The organism is Allobosea vaviloviae (assembly GCF_001298265.1).
In the GTDB taxonomy this organism is placed as follows: Bacteria; Pseudomonadota; Alphaproteobacteria; order Rhizobiales; family Beijerinckiaceae; genus Allobosea; species Allobosea vaviloviae_B.
In genome coordinates, this window is record NZ_LGSZ01000022.1 from 169,280 (window position 1) to 187,404 (window position 18,125).

The 18,125-nt window shown below is 66.0% G+C and carries 15 protein-coding genes and 3 tRNA genes; 12 read left to right on the forward strand and 6 right to left on the reverse strand.

Annotated elements, in window-relative coordinates:
* Nucleotides 1-34 precede the first annotated feature (34 nt).
* Nucleotides 35-1,111 carry a polyphosphate kinase 2 gene (gene ppk2 / locus AE618_RS04655; RefSeq protein ID WP_054207872.1) on the forward strand — a complete coding sequence of 359 codons (1,077 nt, stop codon included), beginning with the start codon at nt 35-37 and terminating at the stop codon, nt 1,109-1,111.
* A gap of 7 nt (nt 1,112-1,118) precedes the next feature.
* On the opposite strand, the gene AE618_RS04660 is transcribed toward ppk2, so the two are convergent.
* Nucleotides 1,119-1,583, reverse strand: a complete 465-nt coding sequence (locus AE618_RS04660) for an Lrp/AsnC family transcriptional regulator (RefSeq protein ID WP_054207873.1) — start codon at nt 1,581-1,583, stop codon at nt 1,119-1,121.
* A 158-nt stretch (nt 1,584-1,741) separates the two neighbouring features.
* On the opposite strand from AE618_RS04660, the gene AE618_RS04665 reads away from it, so the two are divergent.
* The 4 genes from AE618_RS04665 (at nt 1,742) to AE618_RS04680 (ending at nt 4,772) form a co-directional block, all read left to right on the forward strand.
* Nucleotides 1,742-2,752 (forward strand): 1-aminocyclopropane-1-carboxylate deaminase, encoded by a 1,011-nt coding sequence (locus AE618_RS04665; RefSeq protein WP_054207874.1) that lies wholly within the window; start codon nt 1,742-1,744, stop codon nt 2,750-2,752.
* Between the two features lie 5 nt (nt 2,753-2,757).
* Complete coding sequence (locus AE618_RS04670) at nt 2,758-3,063, forward strand: hypothetical protein (protein WP_054207875.1); 306 nt, start codon at nt 2,758-2,760, stop codon at nt 3,061-3,063.
* 122 nt (nt 3,064-3,185) lie between these two features.
* Nucleotides 3,186-4,238 carry a phosphogluconate dehydrogenase (NAD(+)-dependent, decarboxylating) gene (gene gnd / locus AE618_RS04675; RefSeq protein WP_082364994.1) on the forward strand — a complete coding sequence of 351 codons (1,053 nt, stop codon included), beginning with the start codon at nt 3,186-3,188 and terminating at the stop codon, nt 4,236-4,238.
* A 6-nt stretch (nt 4,239-4,244) separates the two neighbouring features.
* Nucleotides 4,245-4,772, forward strand: a complete 528-nt coding sequence (locus AE618_RS04680; protein ID WP_248310746.1) for a gluconokinase — start codon at nt 4,245-4,247, stop codon at nt 4,770-4,772.
* Between the two features lie 18 nt (nt 4,773-4,790).
* On the opposite strand, the gene AE618_RS04685 is transcribed toward AE618_RS04680, so the two are convergent.
* Nucleotides 4,791-5,153, reverse strand: a complete 363-nt coding sequence (locus AE618_RS04685; protein ID WP_432704489.1) for a DoxX family protein — start codon at nt 5,151-5,153, stop codon at nt 4,791-4,793.
* 38 nt (nt 5,154-5,191) lie between these two features.
* Nucleotides 5,192-6,634: a multicopper oxidase family protein gene (locus AE618_RS04690; RefSeq protein ID WP_054208010.1), complete on the reverse strand. Its 1,443-nt coding sequence runs from the start codon at nt 6,632-6,634 to the stop codon at nt 5,192-5,194.
* Nucleotides 6,635-6,822: 188 nt separating this feature from the next.
* Here AE618_RS04690 and AE618_RS04695 point away from each other — a divergent pair.
* From AE618_RS04695 to AE618_RS04720, 6 genes are all read left to right on the forward strand, one after another.
* A tRNA-Leu gene (locus AE618_RS04695) sits at nt 6,823-6,907 on the forward strand.
* 84 nt (nt 6,908-6,991) lie between these two features.
* Nucleotides 6,992-8,434 carry a trigger factor gene (gene tig, locus AE618_RS04700; RefSeq protein ID WP_054207877.1) on the forward strand — a complete coding sequence of 481 codons (1,443 nt, stop codon included), beginning with the start codon at nt 6,992-6,994 and terminating at the stop codon, nt 8,432-8,434.
* 161 nt (nt 8,435-8,595) lie between these two features.
* Nucleotides 8,596-9,222, forward strand: a complete 627-nt coding sequence (locus AE618_RS04705) for an ATP-dependent Clp protease proteolytic subunit (protein WP_372689310.1) — start codon at nt 8,596-8,598, stop codon at nt 9,220-9,222.
* Nucleotides 9,223-9,507: 285 nt separating this feature from the next.
* Complete coding sequence (gene clpX, locus AE618_RS04710; protein ID WP_054207878.1) at nt 9,508-10,776, forward strand: ATP-dependent Clp protease ATP-binding subunit ClpX; 1,269 nt, start codon at nt 9,508-9,510, stop codon at nt 10,774-10,776.
* A gap of 405 nt (nt 10,777-11,181) precedes the next feature.
* Nucleotides 11,182-13,608 carry an endopeptidase La gene (gene lon / locus AE618_RS04715; protein WP_054207879.1) on the forward strand — a complete coding sequence of 809 codons (2,427 nt, stop codon included), beginning with the start codon at nt 11,182-11,184 and terminating at the stop codon, nt 13,606-13,608.
* Between the two features lie 115 nt (nt 13,609-13,723).
* Entirely contained in the window at nt 13,724-15,508 is a 1,785-nt protein-coding gene (locus AE618_RS04720) for a methyl-accepting chemotaxis protein (protein WP_054207880.1), read from the forward strand.
* Nucleotides 15,509-15,513: 5 nt separating this feature from the next.
* Here AE618_RS04720 and AE618_RS04725 read toward each other — a convergent pair.
* Nucleotides 15,514-15,589, reverse strand: a tRNA-Val gene (locus AE618_RS04725).
* Between the two features lie 191 nt (nt 15,590-15,780).
* On the opposite strand from AE618_RS04725, the gene AE618_RS04730 reads away from it, so the two are divergent.
* Nucleotides 15,781-15,857, forward strand: a tRNA-Asp gene (locus AE618_RS04730).
* A 253-nt stretch (nt 15,858-16,110) separates the two neighbouring features.
* Here the strand turns inward: AE618_RS04730 and AE618_RS04735 are convergent.
* Together AE618_RS04735 and AE618_RS04745 are read right to left on the reverse strand one after the other, a co-directional pair.
* Nucleotides 16,111-16,950 (reverse strand): alpha/beta fold hydrolase, encoded by an 840-nt coding sequence (locus AE618_RS04735; RefSeq protein WP_054207881.1) that lies wholly within the window; start codon nt 16,948-16,950, stop codon nt 16,111-16,113.
* Between the two features lie 595 nt (nt 16,951-17,545).
* Entirely contained in the window at nt 17,546-18,097 is a 552-nt protein-coding gene (locus tag AE618_RS04745; RefSeq protein WP_156330098.1) for a YcbK family protein, read from the reverse strand.
* Nucleotides 18,098-18,125 lie beyond the last annotated feature (28 nt).

The window sequence follows — 18,125 nt, forward strand, 5'->3', positions numbered from 1 at the left end:
CTTGGCGACCCGTCGACAGCCCTCTTCCGGCGCCATGCGTCGGCAGCCGAGTCCAGAGCCGACCACGGTCGAGCCGGCCCCGACATCAGAGGGAATCGAGGCCGGGCTGGCGGCGGAGCGGACGGAAGCGGTCCAGGAAGCGCAGATCGCCGCGATCTCCTCGGTGGCAGGAGATGCCGATACGGCGGGAGGCATCGATGCGATCCTTGCCGGCGCCGCTCCCGACGACGCTCGCCGGCTGCGCAGCGCGCTCGGCTTGCCGAAGGCGCAGGGGAAGCCGCGCGAAACCAGCGACGAATTGTCGGGCGACTGGCGCAATGGCGCCTACCCCTATCGCTACAAGATGCTGCGCAAGGACTACGAGCGCGACAAGTTCAGGCTCCAGTCCGAGCTTCTCAAGCTCCAGACCTGGGTGAAGGAATCGCGCCAGCGCGTCGTCATCCTGTTCGAGGGCCGCGACGCGGCCGGCAAGGGCGGTGCCATCAAGCGCTTCATGGAGCATCTCAATCCGCGCGGCGCCCGCGTGGTCGCGCTGGAGAAGCCCAGCGAGGTCGAGCGCGGCCAGTGGTATTTCCAGCGCTATGTCCAGCATCTGCCGACGACGGGCGAGATCGTGCTGTTCGATCGCAGCTGGTACAACCGCGCCGGCGTCGAGCGCGTCATGGGCTTCTGCTCCGACCCCGAGTACCGCGAGTTCCTGCGCCAGGCGCCGGAGTTCGAGCGCAACCTGGTGCGCAGCGGCATCCACCTGATCAAGTTCTGGTTCTCGGTCAGCCGCGACGAGCAGCATCGGCGCTTCAAGGAGCGCGAGGCCCATCCCTTGAAGCAGTGGAAGCTCTCGCCGGTCGATCTCGCCAGCCTCGACAAATGGGACGACTACACGGCGGCCAAGGAGGCGATGTTCTTCGCCACCGACACAGCCGACTCGCCCTGGACGGTGGTGAAGTCCGACGACAAGAAGCGGGCGCGCCTCAACGCGTTTCGCTATGTGCTGCGCTCGCTGCCCTATGCCGGCAAGGACGTCGACCGCATTGGAGCCGTCGATACCCTGCTCATCGGCCGCGCCAATTTCGTCTACGAGCGCGACGAGCAGGTTCCGGGTCAATCCTGATCGCAGGTCAAAACGCCAGCGGCGCGTTGTCGACGACCTCTTTCATTACGAAAAAGGTGCGGGTCTGGCGCACGCCGGGCAGCGCGATCAGCTTGTCGGCGTGGAGTTTGTTGAAATCCGCCATGTCGCGGACCCGGATCTTGAGGATGTAGTCGAAATCGCCGGCGACGATGTGGCAGTCGAGGATCGCCGGCATGCCCCGGATCGCCGTCTCGAAATCGCCGAAACTCTCGGGTGTCGAGCGGTCCAGCACCACGCCGACGAAGGCGAGCGTGCCCATCTCGACCTTTTGCGGCGAGATTTGCGCCCGCACACCGCTGACATAGCCCTCCGCGAACAGACGCTGGATCCGCCTGTGGCAGGTCGCGGCGCTGGTGTTCACGCGCTTGGCGATTTCGGCATTGCCCATCCGCCCGTCGCTTTGCAGCAGCCGCAGAATCTTGAGGTCGGTCCGGTCGAGTTTGGGCTCCATGAAAGGATCTTCCGAAAAAGGGGATCAATCTGAGAGCCATAACAGGAGGTAGGATCAAACGTGGCGTCAAGACACCTTTCCGTGCCCCAACTTCGGAAGTACCTTTCAGGCGATTTTCGCTAGCTTTTCCGGAGTTCAATCCGGAGCAAGCAAGAACCATGCTGTCGAAATTCGAGCGTTACCCGCTGACCTTCGGTCCTACGCCGATCGAGCCGCTGCCGCGTCTCTCCGCCCATCTCGGCGGCCAGGTCGAGCTCTACGCCAAGCGCGAGGACTGCAATTCCGGCCTCGCCTTCGGCGGCAACAAGCTGCGCAAGCTCGAATACATTGTGCCGGACGCGATCGCCTCGGGCGCCGATACGCTGGTCTCGATCGGCGGCGTGCAGTCCAACCACACCCGCATGGTCGCCGCGACCGCTGCCAAGATCGGCATGAAGTGCCGCATCGTCCAGGAGAGCTGGGTGCCGCATGAGGATGCGGTCTATGACCGCGTCGGCAACATCCTGCTGTCGCGGGTGATGGGCGCCGACGTTCAGCTCGTCGACGAGGGCTTCGACATCGGCATCCGCCAGAGCTGGGAGAATGCGCTGGAGGACGTGAAGGCCAAGGGCGGCAAGCCCTATCCGATCCCCGCCGGCGCCTCCGTCCACAAATTCGGCGGCCTCGGCTATGTCGGCTTTGCCGAGGAGGTGAGGGCGCAGGAGGCGCAGCTCGGCTTCCAGTTTGACTATATCGTCGTCTGCACCGTGACGGGCTCGACCCATGCCGGCATGGTCGTCGGCTTCGCCAAGGACGGCCGCCAGCGCAACGTCATCGGCATCGACGCCTCCTTCACCCCGGCCCAGACCAAGGCGCAGGTGCTCGACATCGCCCAGAAGACCTCGGCCCTGGTTGGCGGCAAGGACATCGTCAAAGACGATATCGTCCTGAACGAGGATTACGCCTATCCGGTCTACGGTGTCCCCTCGAAGGAGACGATCGAGGCCATCCGGCTCTCGGCCCGGCTCGAGGGCATGATGACCGACCCCGTCTATGAGGGGAAATCGATGCAGGGCATGATCGACCTGGTGAAGAAGGGCTTCTTCCCGGCGGGCTCGAAGGTGCTCTACGCCCATCTCGGCGGCGTGCCTGCGATCAACGGCTACAGCTACACCTTCCGCAACGGCTGACGGCGATGGAGGTCGTCGTCCTGGTGGAGTTCGGGGCGGGCACGGCGCCCGCCCGCGCCGCCCTGCTGGAGCGCGTCGGCGCGCTGGCGCTGTCCGGACAGGGACGGCTGAGCTTCGTCGCAACGGAAGCTGGCGGTCCTGACGCGCGTGAGCGCGACGTCGTCGCGATCGGCCTGACGCGGGCCGCCGCGGCGGCCGGGCTGATCGAGCGCTGGCGCGGCGAGGGCATTCTCACGGATGCGACCCCTGCGCGCGTCCTGCGCGTCCAGCCGATCTGGTCGATGGAGCCGCTCGCGCTGATGTTCCCTTGATGGCAGGCCGAGGCGGTGCGGGGTGCCCTGCGCCGCAGCGGCTTGCCGCCATGGCGGAGAGGATGCAACAACGCCGGCAAAGGCTCGGCGGCATTCCCGCCGGCACGTCAGGAGTTTGCGCGATGCAGCTGGGAGTGATCGGCCTCGGCCGGATGGGTGGCAATATCGTGCGTCGCCTGATGCGCGCCGGCCATGACAGCGTGGTCTATGACCGCGATCCGAAGCCGGGTGTGGCGCTCGCCGCCGATGGCGCCGTGGTGGCGTCGGACCTCAAGGACATGGTCGCCAAGCTCACGGCCCCGCGTGCGATCTGGGTCATGCTTCCCGCCGGCAAGATCACCGAGGGGACGCTGGCCGAGCTCGCCGGCCTGCTTTCGCCCGGCGACACGCTGATCGACGGCGGCAACGCCTTCTGGAAGGACGATGTCCGGCGTGGGCGGGAACTCGCGGCGAAGGGCATCCATTACATGGATGTCGGCACGTCGGGCGGCGTGCATGGGCTCGATCGCGGCTATTGCCTGATGATCGGCGGCGACAAGCAGGCCTTCGACCGGCTGGAGCCGATCTTCGCGACGCTGGCTCCGGGCAAGGGCGACATCGAGCCGACGAAGCATCGCGACGGTCGCAATCCGACCAGCGAACAGGGCTATCTGCATTGCGGCCCGGTCGGCGCCGGGCACTTCGTCAAGATGGTCCATAACGGCATCGAATACGGCATGATGCAGGCCTTCGCCGAGGGTTTCGACCTGCTGCGCAACGCCTCCGCCAAGGAGGGCCTGCCGCCCGAATACGAATTCGATTTCGACACCGCCGAGATCGCCGAGGTCTGGCGCCGGGGCTCGGTGGTGACGTCCTGGCTGCTCGACCTGACGGCCGAGGCCCTGGCCGCCGATGAGGAACTCGCCGCCTATTCCGGCACCGTCTCCGATTCGGGTGAGGGCCGCTGGACGGTCGATGCCGCCGTCGAGACGGCGACGCCCGCCGAGGTGCTGACCTCGGCGCTGTTTGCCCGCTTCCGCTCCCGCGTCGACCATACCTTCGGCGAGAAGGTGCTCTCGGCCATGCGCGCCGGCTTCGGCGGCCATGTCGAGCCCAAGCCCGGCACGGTCCTGCCGACGGGCCCCGTCGCGGTCGGCGCGGCACCGATTCCGGTCGTCTCCGGCAAGCAGGGCTGAGCCGTGGTGACACAGCAGATGTCGCATGTGAGGCCGGCTGTCGTCGTCGTCATGGGCGTCGCCAGCTCGGGCAAGACCTCGCTGGGCGAGCGTCTCGCCGGCCAGCTCGGCTGGCCCTTCCGCGACGCCGACTCGTTCCATCCGCCTGAGAACGTCGCCAAGATGGCGGGCGGAACGCCGCTCAATGACGAGGATCGCAAGCCCTGGCTGACCGCGATCGCCGCCTGGATCGACGATCTGCGCGCGTCCGGCGGCAATGGCATCGTCACCTGCTCGGCGCTGAAGCGCGCCTATCGCCGTGTCATCATCGGCGACAGGCCCGATGTCGCGCTGGTTTATCTCAAGGGATCGCGCGAGTTGATCGGTGCCCGGATGGCACAGCGCCAGCATCACTTCATGCCGCCGGCCCTGCTCGACAGCCAGTTCGCGGCGCTCGAGGAGCCGGGGGAGGACGAGGGTCCGCTCGTCGTCTCGGTCGAATCCTCCAAGGAGGCGATCGTCTCCGACGTGATGACAAGGCTCGGGCTGGCCTGAAGGACTGACGTTAAGCGGTCACGGCCGACGCCATGGCCAGTCGATGACGCCGCCGACATAGAGCGCCCACCAGATCAGAACCGGCTGCAGCGCCAGGCGCGGCGCATGATACCACCAACTCGACGGAAGCCCTGCCAGCGTAATGCCTTCGATCGCATGCTTGATGTTGGCCGGGAAGACGCACAGCGCGTAAAGCGCGAGCCCGATCCCTGCCGCCCGGCGCAGCTGCGGCACGAACAAGCCGATCGCGCCGAGAACTTCCGCGACGCCGGTGGCGATCACCACCAGGCGCGGTTCGGGGACCCATGCCGGCACGATCGGCAGGAAGGCGTCGGGCGAGCGCAGATGCAACAGCCCGGCGCCGAGATAGAACGCCGCCATCAGCCAGCGCATCGCGAGGCGATGGTGCGGCAGGAGCGTCACGTTACCTCGAACCAGGTCCACAGGCCGCGGTCGAAGCGCTCCAGCACGGTCGAGGAGATTAGCCAGCGGCCCGGATTCTCGGCGATGAAGGCGATGTGCAGCCGCTTGCCTTCGGGGATTTGCACGGTATCGAGGAAATAGGGCTCCCAGCCATCGTCGAGCGGATGCAGCAGGCGGAAGCAATGGCCGTGGACATGGATCGGCTGGAAGAACGCCGTCCTGTTCTCGATGGCGAGCACGATCGGGGTGCCGCGCTTGACGCTGAACAGCGGCTTGGCGCCGGCCTCGCCAAGGCCGCCATTGATGCGCCAGGGGCGGGCGGGGTCGAGTCCCGTCAGATCGAGCTTGAAATCGGCCGCGACCTTCGCTCCGCCCTCGATCACGATGGCGGGGCGAACCGCGTCCTGGAGACGGACGGCCGCGGGCAGGGTCGGGTTCGCCTTCAGCGCCATCGGAGCCGTCGAGGTCGGCTTGGCGGCCCCCTCGGCGACGAGCCGGACAAGCGGCACGCCTGAGCCGATCAGGGCCGTCACCATCGCAGTGGCGCCGATCTCCGTGGGCATGTCGATCAGCAGGTCGTAGCGGGTGCCCGGAGCGAAAGGCAGTTGCGCACGCACGGGCTCGAAGGACTCGGTCGGCTGGCCGTCGACCGCGACGACGACCGCCTTGATGCCGTCGAAGCGCAACCGCATGATCCGGGCATTGCAGGCATTGGCGAGGCGCAGGCGCACCCGCGCACCGGGCGCGACCGCGACGCGCTGCGGCGGCGAGCCGCCATTCACCGTGATCCAGCTTCCCAGCCGCCCGGCCGCAGCGCCGTCGGGGCTGCTGGCGGAGAAAGCCTGAATCGCGTGGTCGTCGCCGAGCAGCCAGTCCGTCACCAGGACGGGAAGGTCGAGATCGACCGGCGGCGGTTCGGGCTCCTCGACCACCAGCAGGCCGCTCAACCCGCGCCCGGCCGGCTCCGAGGAGCCGCCGATGACGAGCGGGCGATACAGGATCGTGCCGGAGTCGGTTGGCTTGAGCCGGTATGTGAAGCTCTCGCCCGGCGCGATCGCCGGCTGGCTGAAGCCGCCGACGCCATCCATCGCCGCATCGCCCCGCAGGCCCTGCCAATGCAGCGACAGCGGGCTCGTCGTCCTGTTCGCCAGGGTCAGCCGAAGCGTCTCGCCAAGCTTGATTCGCAGGGGCGGACCCGGCGTCACGCCATCGAAGCTCCAGATCTCGGTCTCGGCCGCGGGCGTCGGCCTGAGCCGGACCTTGGCCGGCCCGGCTGTGAGGATACGCGGCGCCACTTCGGGCGCTGCGGCCGGCGTCTGTGCCGCTGCCGCTCCGGTCAACGCCAGCGTCGTCACAGCGCCAAGGCCGGCGAGCGCCGCGCGGCGCGTCGGGGCGGCAGGGCGTTCATGGGCTTCGTTGCGTTCGTTCGCTGTGCTCATGGCCACCGGCATAATTGCCGGCGCGCCCGATGGCGAGGGGGGCGCGGCGCGGAACCAAGCCCGGCATTGCTTGGCGTGTTTTGCAGAACCGTCATTTTTTTGCTGCATGGCGCGGCACAAATGCGTATAGCACCGGCGCCCAATGATGGCCGCGCTGCGTATTCTCGCGCGCTGGCGCCATCGGGCCGGCGGGCGTGGCGGAACTGGTAGACGCACTGGTTTTAGGTACCAGCGGCGAAAGTCGTGGGGGTTCGAGTCCCTCCGCCCGCACCATCGAATTGGCTTTCGCGAGCGCGGCGGCGGTAACGACGTCGCGCTTTGGACATTGCATAACGAGCTGTTGGCGGATCGAAAAAGATGAACGTGACCGAAACCCTCTCGCAGGGCCTCAAGCGCGAATTTCAGGTGGTGCTGAACGCTGCCGACCTCAAGACGCGGCTCGATGACGGCCTCCAGGGCCTCCAGGGCAAGGCCAAGATCAACGGCTTCCGGCCCGGCAAGGTGCCGGTCGGCCATCTGCGCCGGCTCTATGGCCGCTCGGTCATGGCCGATGTGCTGCAGAACGCGGTCAACGAGGCCAACCAGAAGATCGTCGCCGACAACGGCCTGAAGCTCGCCTTCGAGCCGCAGATCAAGTTCCCCGAGAACAAGGACGAGATCGAGGCCGCGATGGAGGCCAAGGGCGATCTCGCCTTCACGGTCGCGCTCGAAGTGCTCCCCAAGATCGAGCTCGCCGATCTCTCGGACGTAGCGCTGGTCAAGCCGGTCGCCGAGGTGCCCGACGCCGATGTCGATTCCTCGCTGGAGCGCATGGCTGCGTCGAACCGCACCTTCGCCGACAAGGGCGAGGGCGCCGTCGCCGCCAGCGGTGACCGCCTGCTGATCTCCTTCGTCGGCACGCTCGAGGGCAAGCCCTTCGACGGCGGCACGGGCGAGGGCATTCCGCTCGATCTCGGCGCCGGCCAGTTCATTCCCGGCTTCGAGGAGCAGCTCGAGGGCGCCAAGGCCGGCGAGATCCGGACCGTCAAGGTCACCTTCCCGGAGAACTACACCGCCGAGCAGCTCGCCGGTAAGCCGGCCGAGTTCGAGGTCACCGTCACCGAGGTCCAGGCCCCGGAAGCGGTGAAGATCGATGACGAGCTCGCCAAGGCCTTTGGGCTGGAGTCGCTGGATGCGCTGAAGTCTGCTATCCGCGAGCAGATCGGCCGCGATTTCGGCACCCAGTCGCGCCGCAAGCTCAAGAAGAGCCTGCTCGATGCGCTCGACGGCAAGTACACCTTCGAGCTGCCCCCGACCTTGGTCGAGCAGGAGTTCGCCAGCGTCTGGAGCCAGGTCGAGGCCGACATGAAGGACGCCAAGAAGTCCTTCGAGGACGAGGGCACGACCGAGGAGACCGCCAAGGCGGACTACCGCAAGATCGCCGAGCGCCGCGTGCGGCTGGGCCTCGTGCTGGCCGAGATCGGCGAGCAGGCCAAGGTCCAGATATCGGATGACGAGGTCACCCAGGCGCTTGTCGAGCGCGCCCGCCAGTTCCCGGGCCAAGAGAAGCAGGTCTGGGAGTTCTACCGCAAGAACCCGCAGGCGCTGGCCGAGATTCGCGCCCCGATCTTCGAGGAGAAGGTCGTCGACCATCTGCTCGGCCAGGTGAAGGTCGAGGACCAGACGGTCTCCCGCGAGGCGCTTTATGCCGACGAGGACGCCGACGAGGCGGCCGGGGCGAAGCCGAAGAAGGCTGCCGCCAAGAAGGCGAAGAAGGCCGACAAGGCTGACGAGACGGCTGCCGACGACGCCTCCGCCTGAGCGGCGCGGAAACCTTAATCGCAACATTCGCGCCGCTCGGCCCCGTGCCGGGCGGCGCTTCTCTTTTCAGCCGCCTTTGCCGTGCTTATGTGGTGTCTTCTCAAGACAGCCGCGATTCGACCAATGCCGGTTCCCGGCCTCCATCATCCAAGGACATTTTCATGCTGCGCGATCCGATCGAGACCTACAACAATCTCGTCCCGATGGTGGTCGAGCAGTCGAGCCGCGGCGAGCGCGCCTTCGACATCTATTCGCGCCTGCTGCGCGAACGCATCATCTTCCTGACCGGCCCGGTCGAGGATTACTCTGCCTCGCTGATCGTGGCGCAGCTCCTCTTCCTCGAGGCCGAGAACCCGAAGAAGGAGATTTCCTTCTACATCAACTCGCCCGGCGGCGTGGTGACCTCGGGCATGTCGATCTACGACACCATGCAGTTCATCCGCTGCCCGGTCACGACGCTCTGCGTCGGCCAGGCCGCCTCGATGGGCTCGCTGCTGCTGACCGCCGGCGCCAAGGACATGCGCTTCGCGCTGCCCAACGCCCGCATCATGGTTCACCAGCCCTCTGGTGGTTTCCAGGGCCAGGTCACCGACATCCTGATCCATGCCCGCGAGGTCGAGAGCCTGAAGCGCCGGCTCAACGAGATCTATGTCAAGCACACCGGCCGCTCCTACGCGGACATCGAGGCCGCGCTCGAGCGCGACAATTTCATGACCGCCGAACAGGCCCGCGAGTTCGGCCTGATCGACAAGGTCATCGACAAGCGGCCCGAGGAACTCGCTGCCTGAGCGGCTGCGACCAGCGGGCGCGCCGCCTGTGGGTTGGCGCGGCCGCATCCCGCGCCCATATTGCATGAGAACCGGCCCCGTGTTTGCATGGGGAATCGGACAGGCCCCGGGATGATCCCGAAGGTGTCCCAGCCTGATCCTGTTGTGGATCAGCCGCAAATTCGGGCGTGCCGGAACGGCGCGTTAACCAGATGAGCGTGAACTGGGCGCCTATTATGACGGAGAGACGACGGTTGCATCCGCTAACGCTGGTGTGGTCTCCGGCTCCGAGAATGGAGATGGACGATGAGTAAGGTCAGCGGCGGCGATTCGAAGAGCACGCTTTACTGCTCCTTCTGCGGCAAGAGCCAGCACGAGGTTCGCAAGCTGATTGCGGGCCCGACCGTGTTCATCTGCGACGAATGCGTCGAGCTCTGCATGGACATCATCCGCGAGGAATCCAAATCCGCGCTGGTGAAATCGAAGGACGGCGTGCCGACTCCCAAGGAGATCCGCAAGGTCCTGGACGACTACGTCATCGGCCAGGAGCACGCCAAGAAGGTGCTCTCGGTGGCGGTCCACAACCATTACAAGCGCCTCAGCCACGCGACGAAGCACAACGACGTCGAGCTGGCGAAGTCGAACATCCTGCTGATCGGGCCGACCGGCTCGGGCAAGACGCTGCTCGCGCAGACGCTCGCCCGCATCCTCGACGTGCCCTTCACCATGGCGGACGCGACGACGCTGACCGAGGCCGGCTACGTCGGCGAGGATGTCGAGAACATCATCCTCAAGCTGCTCCAGGCCTCCGACTACAATGTCGAGCGGGCGCAGCGCGGCATCGTCTATATCGACGAGATCGACAAGATCAGCCGCAAGTCCGACAACCCGTCGATCACCCGCGACGTTTCGGGCGAGGGCGTGCAGCAGGCGCTGCTGAAGATCATGGAGGGCACGGTCGCCTCCGTGCCGCCTCAGGGCGGGCGCAAGCATCCGCAGCAGGAATTCCTGCAGGTCGACACCACCAACATCCTGTTCATCTGCGGCGGCGCCTTCGCCGGCCTCGACAAGATCATCTCGGGCCGCGGCAAGGGCACGTCGATCGGCTTCGGCGCGACCGTGAAGGGGCCCGATGATCGCCGCACGGGCGCGATCTTCCGCGAGGTCGAGCCCGAGGATCTGCTGAAGTTCGGCCTGATCCCTGAGTTTGTCGGCCGTCTGCCGGTCCTGGCGACGCTCGAGGATCTCGACGAGGCCGCGCTGAAGACGATCCTGACCGAGCCGAAGAACGCCCTGGTCAAGCAGTATCAGCGTCTCTTCGAGATGGAGGACACCGAGCTGACCTTCACCGACGAAGCGGTCGCGATGATTGCCCGCAAGGCGATCGACCGCAAGACCGGCGCGCGCGGCCTGCGCTCGATCATGGAGGGCATCCTGCTCGAGACCATGTACGAATTGCCGGGGCTGGAAGGCGTCGAGCAGGTCGTGATCGGTCCCGAGGCCGTCGAGTCCAAGTCCCGTCCGCTCTTCATCTATTCGGAGCGCGAGGACGAGGCCAAATCCGCTTCCGCGTGAGCATCGGGCCTTGTTCGATTCGCTTGACGGCAGTGTTCGAAACAGCAAGCGCGCGCCGATTGGCGCGCGTTTTGCGTATCAAGCCAGCATAGCGCGCTTTTTGCTTCACAGTTCAGCGATCGGATTTGATCGGAATCTCGATACGATGTGTTGCCCCGGCTCGATATCCTGCCCTCGACTGGGCTGGAGAAAATCGACGCGGATGAAACTTCTGGGGGCAGGCCGCGGCGGCTCGCTTGAAAGCCGGCGAGGAAGTCTCCACTTTAGCATCACTCGCGAGAGTCGCATGCCTGTTCAGGGTGCGATGCGCGGGGGCGGACGGGGTGAATGGTCGCTCCGGTCGCTTACGTCCGATCGCTTCGCCCATTATGGGGATGCTCCGGGCGCAACCACAAAGGAAAAGTCATGACTGGCTCGGCGCCCCGCGCTCCTTTCGTTTCCGGTGAGACCGGCACCTATCCGGTTCTCCCCCTGCGCGACATCGTCGTTTTCCCCCATATGATCGTGCCGCTCTTCGTCGGCCGCGAGAAGTCGATCCGTGCCCTCGAGGAGGTCGTCAAGACCGATGGGCTGATCCTGCTCGCGACGCAGAAGAACGCCGGAGACGACGATCCGGAGACCAAGGATATCTATGAGATCGGCACGCTCGCCCGCGTGCTGCAATTGCTGAAGCTGCCCGATTCCACCGTGAAGGTGCTGGTCGAGGGCGTCGGTCGCGCCAAGGCCACGGCCTATGTCGCCGACGAGGCTTTCTATCAGGCAGAGGCCATCGGCCTGGCCGAGGAAGACGGCAAGAAGGTCGAGGTCGAGGCGCTGGGCCGTTCGGTCGTCAGCGAGTTCGAGAGCTATGTGAAGCTCAACAAGAAGATCTCGCCCGAGATCGTGGCGGCCGTCTCTCAGATCGATGAGCCCAGCAAGCTCGCCGATACGGTCGCCTCGCATCTGGCCGTCAAGATCGCCGACCGTCAGGCCGTGCTCGAGATCGCCCATGTCACACATCGGCTGGAGAAGGTTCTCTCGCTGATGGAAAGCGAGATGTCGGTGCTCCAGGTCGAGAAGCGCATCCGCTCGCGCGTCAAGCGCCAGATGGAGAAGACCCAGCGCGAGTACTACCTCAACGAGCAGATGAAGGCGATCCAGAAGGAACTCGGCGACGGCGAGGAAGGCCGCGATGAGCTGGCCGAGCTGGAGGAGCGCATCGCCCGCACCAAGCTCTCCAAGGAGGCCCGTGACAAGGCCATCGCGGAGATGAAGAAGCTGCGGCAGATGTCGCCGATGTCGGCCGAGGCGACGGTGGTGCGCAACTACCTCGACTGGATGCTCGGCATCCCCTGGGGCAAGAAGTCGAAGATCAAGAAGGATCTGGCGGCTGCGCAGGCGGTGCTGGACGATGATCACTTCGGCCTCGACAAGGTCAAGGACCGCATCGTCGAGTACCTTGCCGTGCAGCAGCGGACCAACCGGCTCGCCGGCCCGATCCTGTGCCTCGTCGGCCCTCCGGGCGTCGGCAAGACCTCGCTCGGCAAGTCGATCGCCAAGGCGACGGGGCGCGAGTTCGTGCGCATGTCGCTCGGCGGCGTGCGCGACGAGGCCGAGATTCGCGGTCACCGGCGCACCTATATCGGCTCGATGCCCGGCAAGATCATCCAGTCGATGAAGAAGGCCAAGACCGCCAACCCGCTCATCCTGCTCGATGAGATCGACAAGATGGGTCAGGACTTCCGTGGCGATCCCTCTGCGGCCCTGCTGGAGGTGCTCGATCCCGAGCAGAACGGCACCTTCAACGACCACTATCTTGAGGTCGATTACGACCTGTCGAACGTCATGTTCGTGACCACGGCCAACACGCTGAACATCCCGCCGGCCCTGCTGGACCGGATGGAGGTGATCCGCATCGCCGGCTATACCGAGGATGAGAAGACCGAGATCGCCCGGCGTCACCTGATCCCGAACGCGATCAAGAAGCACGGCCTCGAATCCAAGGAATGGTCGATCGACGACGACGCGCTGCAGACGCTGGTCCGCCGCTATACGCGGGAGGCGGGCGTCCGCAATCTCGAGCGCGAACTCTCCAACACCGTCCGCAAGGCGGTGAAGGACATCGTGCTGACCAAGAAGAAGAAGGTCGCGGTCAATAACGAACTGCTCGAGGAGTATCTCGGCCCGCCGCGCTATCGCTATGGCATGGCCGAGACCGAGGATCAGGTCGGTATCGTCACCGGCCTGGCCTGGACCGAGGTCGGCGGCGAGTTGCTGACGATCGAAGGCGTCATGATGCCCGGCAAGGGCAAGATGACCGTCACGGGCAACCTCAAGGAGGTGATGAAGGAATCGATCTCGGCAGCGGCGTCCTATGTCCGCTCGCGGGCTCTTGATTTCGGCATCGAGCCGCCTTTGTTCGACAGGCGCGACATCCACGTCCACGTTCCCGAAGGGGCGACCCCGAAGGACGGTCCATCGGCCGGCATCGCGATGGCGACCTCGATCATCTCGGTCCTGACCGGCATCCCGACCAACCGCGACGTCGCCATGACCGGCGAGGTCACGCTGCGGGGCAGGGTGCTGCCCATCGGCGGGTTGAAGGAGAAGCTCCTGGCGGCGCTGCGTGGCGGCATCAAGAAGGTGCTGATCCCGGAGGACAACGCCAAGGATCTGATCGACCTGCCCAAGTCGGTCCGCGAGGGCATGGAGATCATCCCGGTCTCGCGCATGGAGCAGGTGCTCCAGCACGCATTGACCCGCGTGCCGGCGCCGATCGTCTGGGAAGAGGATCTGAAGGCGATCCCCGCCAAGCCGGTCGAGGATGACGCCTCGGGCCTCGTCGCTCACTGAGCATCGCCTCGGATGCAATCAACAAGGCCGCCGGGCAACCGGCGGCCTTTGTTTTGACGTAACGTTAATCAAAAGGGTTCCATTGTCCGACTGTCTGTAACAGCGAAATCCCAGCATGTCGGATCCGGCGCCGAGTCCCGATTCCGTCGCGTATGTGACGGCGGGGCGTTCACTCGTTTGGTCGATCATTTTTCCCGTCGCCGCCGTGACCTGCCTCCTGCTGGCGGCGTTGGTGGTGTATCTGCCGGATACGATCGTCGGGATCGAAATTCGCGCGGCCCGCGCGAGAGCGATCGCCTGGGGCGCGCAACTGACCGAGTTGCGCGCGATGTATTCCGGGAACGTCGTCGCCAAGTTGTCGTCGGGCGGCGAGACGAAGGCGACGGCCGACTATATCGGGCAGCCGCATGCGATCCCCGTCCCGACGACCTTCATCCTCGACTATGCGGCGCGGATCTCTGGGCCGGGCAACGAGATCAGGCTCATTAGCCCCTTTCCCTGGCCGCAGCGTCAGGGGCGGCCAGCCTTCGACGGTTTCCAGGCCGATGCATGGAAGGCCCTCTCGCAAGGCGGCGTCGGCTCCTTCAGCAGCATCGAGGGCAGCGGTCCCCAGGCCGTTCTGCGCGTCGCTGTTCCCGATCGAATGGCGCAGAGCTGTGTCGATTGTCACAATTCGCATCCCCAGTCCCCGAAGAAGGACTGGAAGCTCGGCGACGTGCGCGGCCTGGTCGAGATCAAGCAGCCCCTCGCGGTCGTCACCCAGGAGGCGCGCGAGATCGTCTGGCGGCTGACCTTTTGGGGGGCGGCTGCAACCCTGGTCCTGCTGCTCGTCTTCGCGATCGTCGCGATGCGCGTGGTGCGGCCGCTGCGTGACCTGACGGGAACGATCGGCCAGTTGGCGCGTGATCGCAACGACGTGACCGTGCCCTATGTCGAGCGTCGCGATGAATTGGGGATCGTCGCGCGTGCTCTGCAGATGCTCAAGCGCGAGCGTGAAACCTTCCTGCATCTGCGGCGCGAAGCTGACGAGGAGGCGCGAAGCCGGCTGGCGCGCGCCGGACGCCTGCATGAGTTCAACGCGGGGCTGGGGCAGGACCTCGACAGACTTCGCTCTGAGGTGGCCTCGTCCTCCAGCGCGATCCGAGCCGCCACCGCAGAAGTCGCCACGCTGTCTGCCGTCAGCGGCGACCTGGTGAGGGATGCCGAGCAGCACGCCGACAAGCTCGCCCATGCCGGCCAGTCGGTCATCGGTCTGGCGGATGCGATCGGCACGGCGGTCAGCGCGGTCGAGACGCACCTGACCACGGTCGGTGACCACGCCGTCTGGAACATCCAGCGATCGCGCGATGCCGAGGAGCGGACACTGCGCCTCGCATCGGAGGTGGCGGGGATCGGAGACGTCGTCGGCGTGATCCGGGACATCGCCGAGCAGATCAACCTGCTCGCTCTCAACGCCACGATCGAGGCGGCCCGTGCCGGTCTCGCCGGGCGAGGATTTGCCGTCGTTGCCGCCGAGGTCAAGGCCCTCGCCTCGCGGACGGCATCGGCGACCGAGGACATCGCGCATCGAATCGCGACGATCCAGACGGCGTCAGGCGAGGTCGCCGCTCAGATCACCAGCATGACCGATGGGCTGGCGGGAGAGGGAGAAAGGGCAGGGCAGTTGGCGCACAGGCTGCGCGAGGACGTTGCGGTCTCCGGCGACATCGGCCGGCACATGCGCACCGTGTTCGACGAGGCGCGCGCCATGCTCGACGCCCTCGATCGAATCAGAACGGAGACCAAGGCCGCCCGTGGCAGCTTCGAAGCCCTGGACGAGGCGTCCCGGAGGGTCGACGCGACGGTCGAGGTTCTGGACAAGCACGCCTGCGCCTTGTCGCGGGAGATCGCCTCGCCCTGAGGCGCTGGTGGGCGGTGACGGGCTCGAACCGCCGACCCTCTCGGTGTAAACGAGATGCTCTACCGACTGAGCTAACCGCCCGGTGCAGCAGGATGTAAGCTCTGGTGCCCCGGCCATCAAGCATTGAGTCGCTGCCGATCGGCGATGCAGCTCGATCCGTCCACGGCCGTTTTAGCGCATTGCCGTTTTATCCGCTGACACACGCTTGACACTTCCGGCCCATCGCCATAATCCACACCTCGCTGACGGCCACCGCGTCGCAGCCGCCCTGCGCGGGCGTAGCTCAGTTGGTTAGAGTGCCGGCCTGTCACGCCGGAGGTCGCGGGTTCGAGCCCCGTCGCCCGCGCCATATAAATCAGATAGTTGAAGTCCTCCCGAACTCATGATGCCAGCACGAGTCGACACCGTGATGTCGATGGATGCGAGGGTCTGTCCAAGCTGGACGAGGGCACAAGCGCTCGTCGAGGCAGGCTTCTGTGCCCTCGTTGATCGGCAGGTGGGAGTGGCCTTGCCAAGGGCCTGATGAGGCCTGCCTGGCGGCGGGCGAGAGCTTGCGACCGGCGTGAAACTCCGGCGCGCAAACCACCGGCCGCATGCCGGCTTCAGCCCTTGATGAAGGCGAGCAGGTCGGGGTTGATCACCTCCGCATGAGTTGTGAGCATCCCGTGCGGATAGCCCTTGTAGACTTTCAGCGTGCCGTTCTTGAGGAGCTTCACCGATTTCAAAGCGGAATCGGCGATCGGGACGATCTGGTCGTCGTCGCCATGCATGACGAGGGTCGGGACGGTGATCGCCTTCAGATCCTCGGTCTGGTCGGTCTCCGAGAAGGCTTTGATGCCCTCGTAATGCGCCTTGGCAGAGCCCATCATGCCCTGCCGCCACCAGTTTTGGACAACGCCCGGATAGACCGTCGCGCCTTCGCGATTGAAGCCGTAGAATGGGCCTGAAGCCACGTCGAGGAAGAGCTGAGCGCGATTCTCGGCCGTGCCCTGGCGGAAGCCGTCGAAGACCTCGATCGGTAGACCCTCTGGATTGGCTGCCGTTTTCAGCATGAGCGGGGGCACGGCGCTCACCAGGACCACCTTGGCGACGCGGCCGGCGGGCTGGCCGTGCCGGGCGACGTAACGGGCGACCTCGCCGCCGCCGGTGGAGTGGCCGATATGCACGGCGTTGCGCAGGTCGAGATGCTCGGCGACCGCAAAGGCGTCGGCTGCGTAATGATCCATGTCGTGGCCATCGCTGACCTGCGTCGAGCGACCGTGGCCGCGGCGATCATGCGCGACGACGCGATAGCCGTTCAAGACGAAGAACAGCATCTGTGCGTCCCAATCATCCGACGACAGTGGCCATCCGTGATGAAACATGATCGGCTGGGCGTTCTTCGGTCCCCAGTCCTTGTAGAAGATGTCGAGCCCATCCTTGGTCTTCACGAAGCCGGTCATCCGGGAAACTCCTTGCTGGTCGTGCGCGGGAGGGGGGATGGGCGTGGTCCCGGCCCGGCAAGACGGTGCCGGCCGCGACGGCGCCCATGCCGATTGGCGCGTCGTGCTGCGTTTGCGCGGTCTCGATCATGCCTCACCTCGCATCATCCCGCTACCGAACGTCCAGGCACCCCTGTGGCCATGTCATGCGCTGGAAGGCCGAGCACGGCATACTGGTGATCGATTGCGTGACCGTGACGTTGTGTGGCGCCTTGCGGGCCGCAGGCTGGGCCGCCACTTTTCCCGCAAGCTTCGGCAGGCTCTTCGCCGCCTGAGGGCAGCCTGCAGACGATTCGATCGCCAGCAGCCATGCGGCGCGTTCGATCAGCCTCCGGCGCCCGATGTTGCCGATCGTGGGTGGCGCTGCCTGCGTCGGAAGGCATCGGCGAAGCCTCATCGCCTTTGTCAGTGTCCCGTTCCGTGAAGTGCCTGCTCACAGTTGTGTGAACCGTGACCGGCGCCGATGGCAGCGTTCGATCCCTTGCCCTCGCGAAAACCCATCCTCGCCGAGAAAAGCATGGAGCCGGCGCTCGAGTGAGCGCACGCCTCTCGCCTTTCACCAGGGCCGGCGCGGCCCCGTATCCACATGGAGGATGCCGTTCCAGTAGACCTTGTGCCCACCGACCTCGGGCAGGGCGCGCACCCATTCGATGACGCTGCGTGGGCGCACGCCGGGAACGCGAAAATCCATCGCCTCGCAGCGCTTGTGGAAGGAGCCGCGCCGCGCGCGCCAGGGGGGGCGCCAGGTCGACGTCACCTTCACCGCGCCGTACTTGTCGGAAATCTTCGCCAGGATCAGCTTCAGCCGCTGCGGCAGGCAGGCGGTCGACGTTCCCGGATCGGTCGATATGCCTGGCCTGTCGGGTTTCTCGTTCGGGTCGAACTCCGGCTCGGCGCCGGCTTTCTGGCCGGGCGTCAATTGCGGCCATTCAGGCCCTTCATCTTCGTCGGGTTCGGCCGTCACCGGCGAGGTGGCGTCGGAGGACACGTCGCGGGAGGCGTTCTGCGGCTCAGGCGCGGGGGGCGGCACGACGATCGCGGGCAATGCCGGGTTGCCCGGCAGTTCGAGGTCGAAGGGCCGCTGCGGGGGAAGCGGGGAGCGGATCATCTGCCCGTCCTGCGCCCAGGCGACGGCA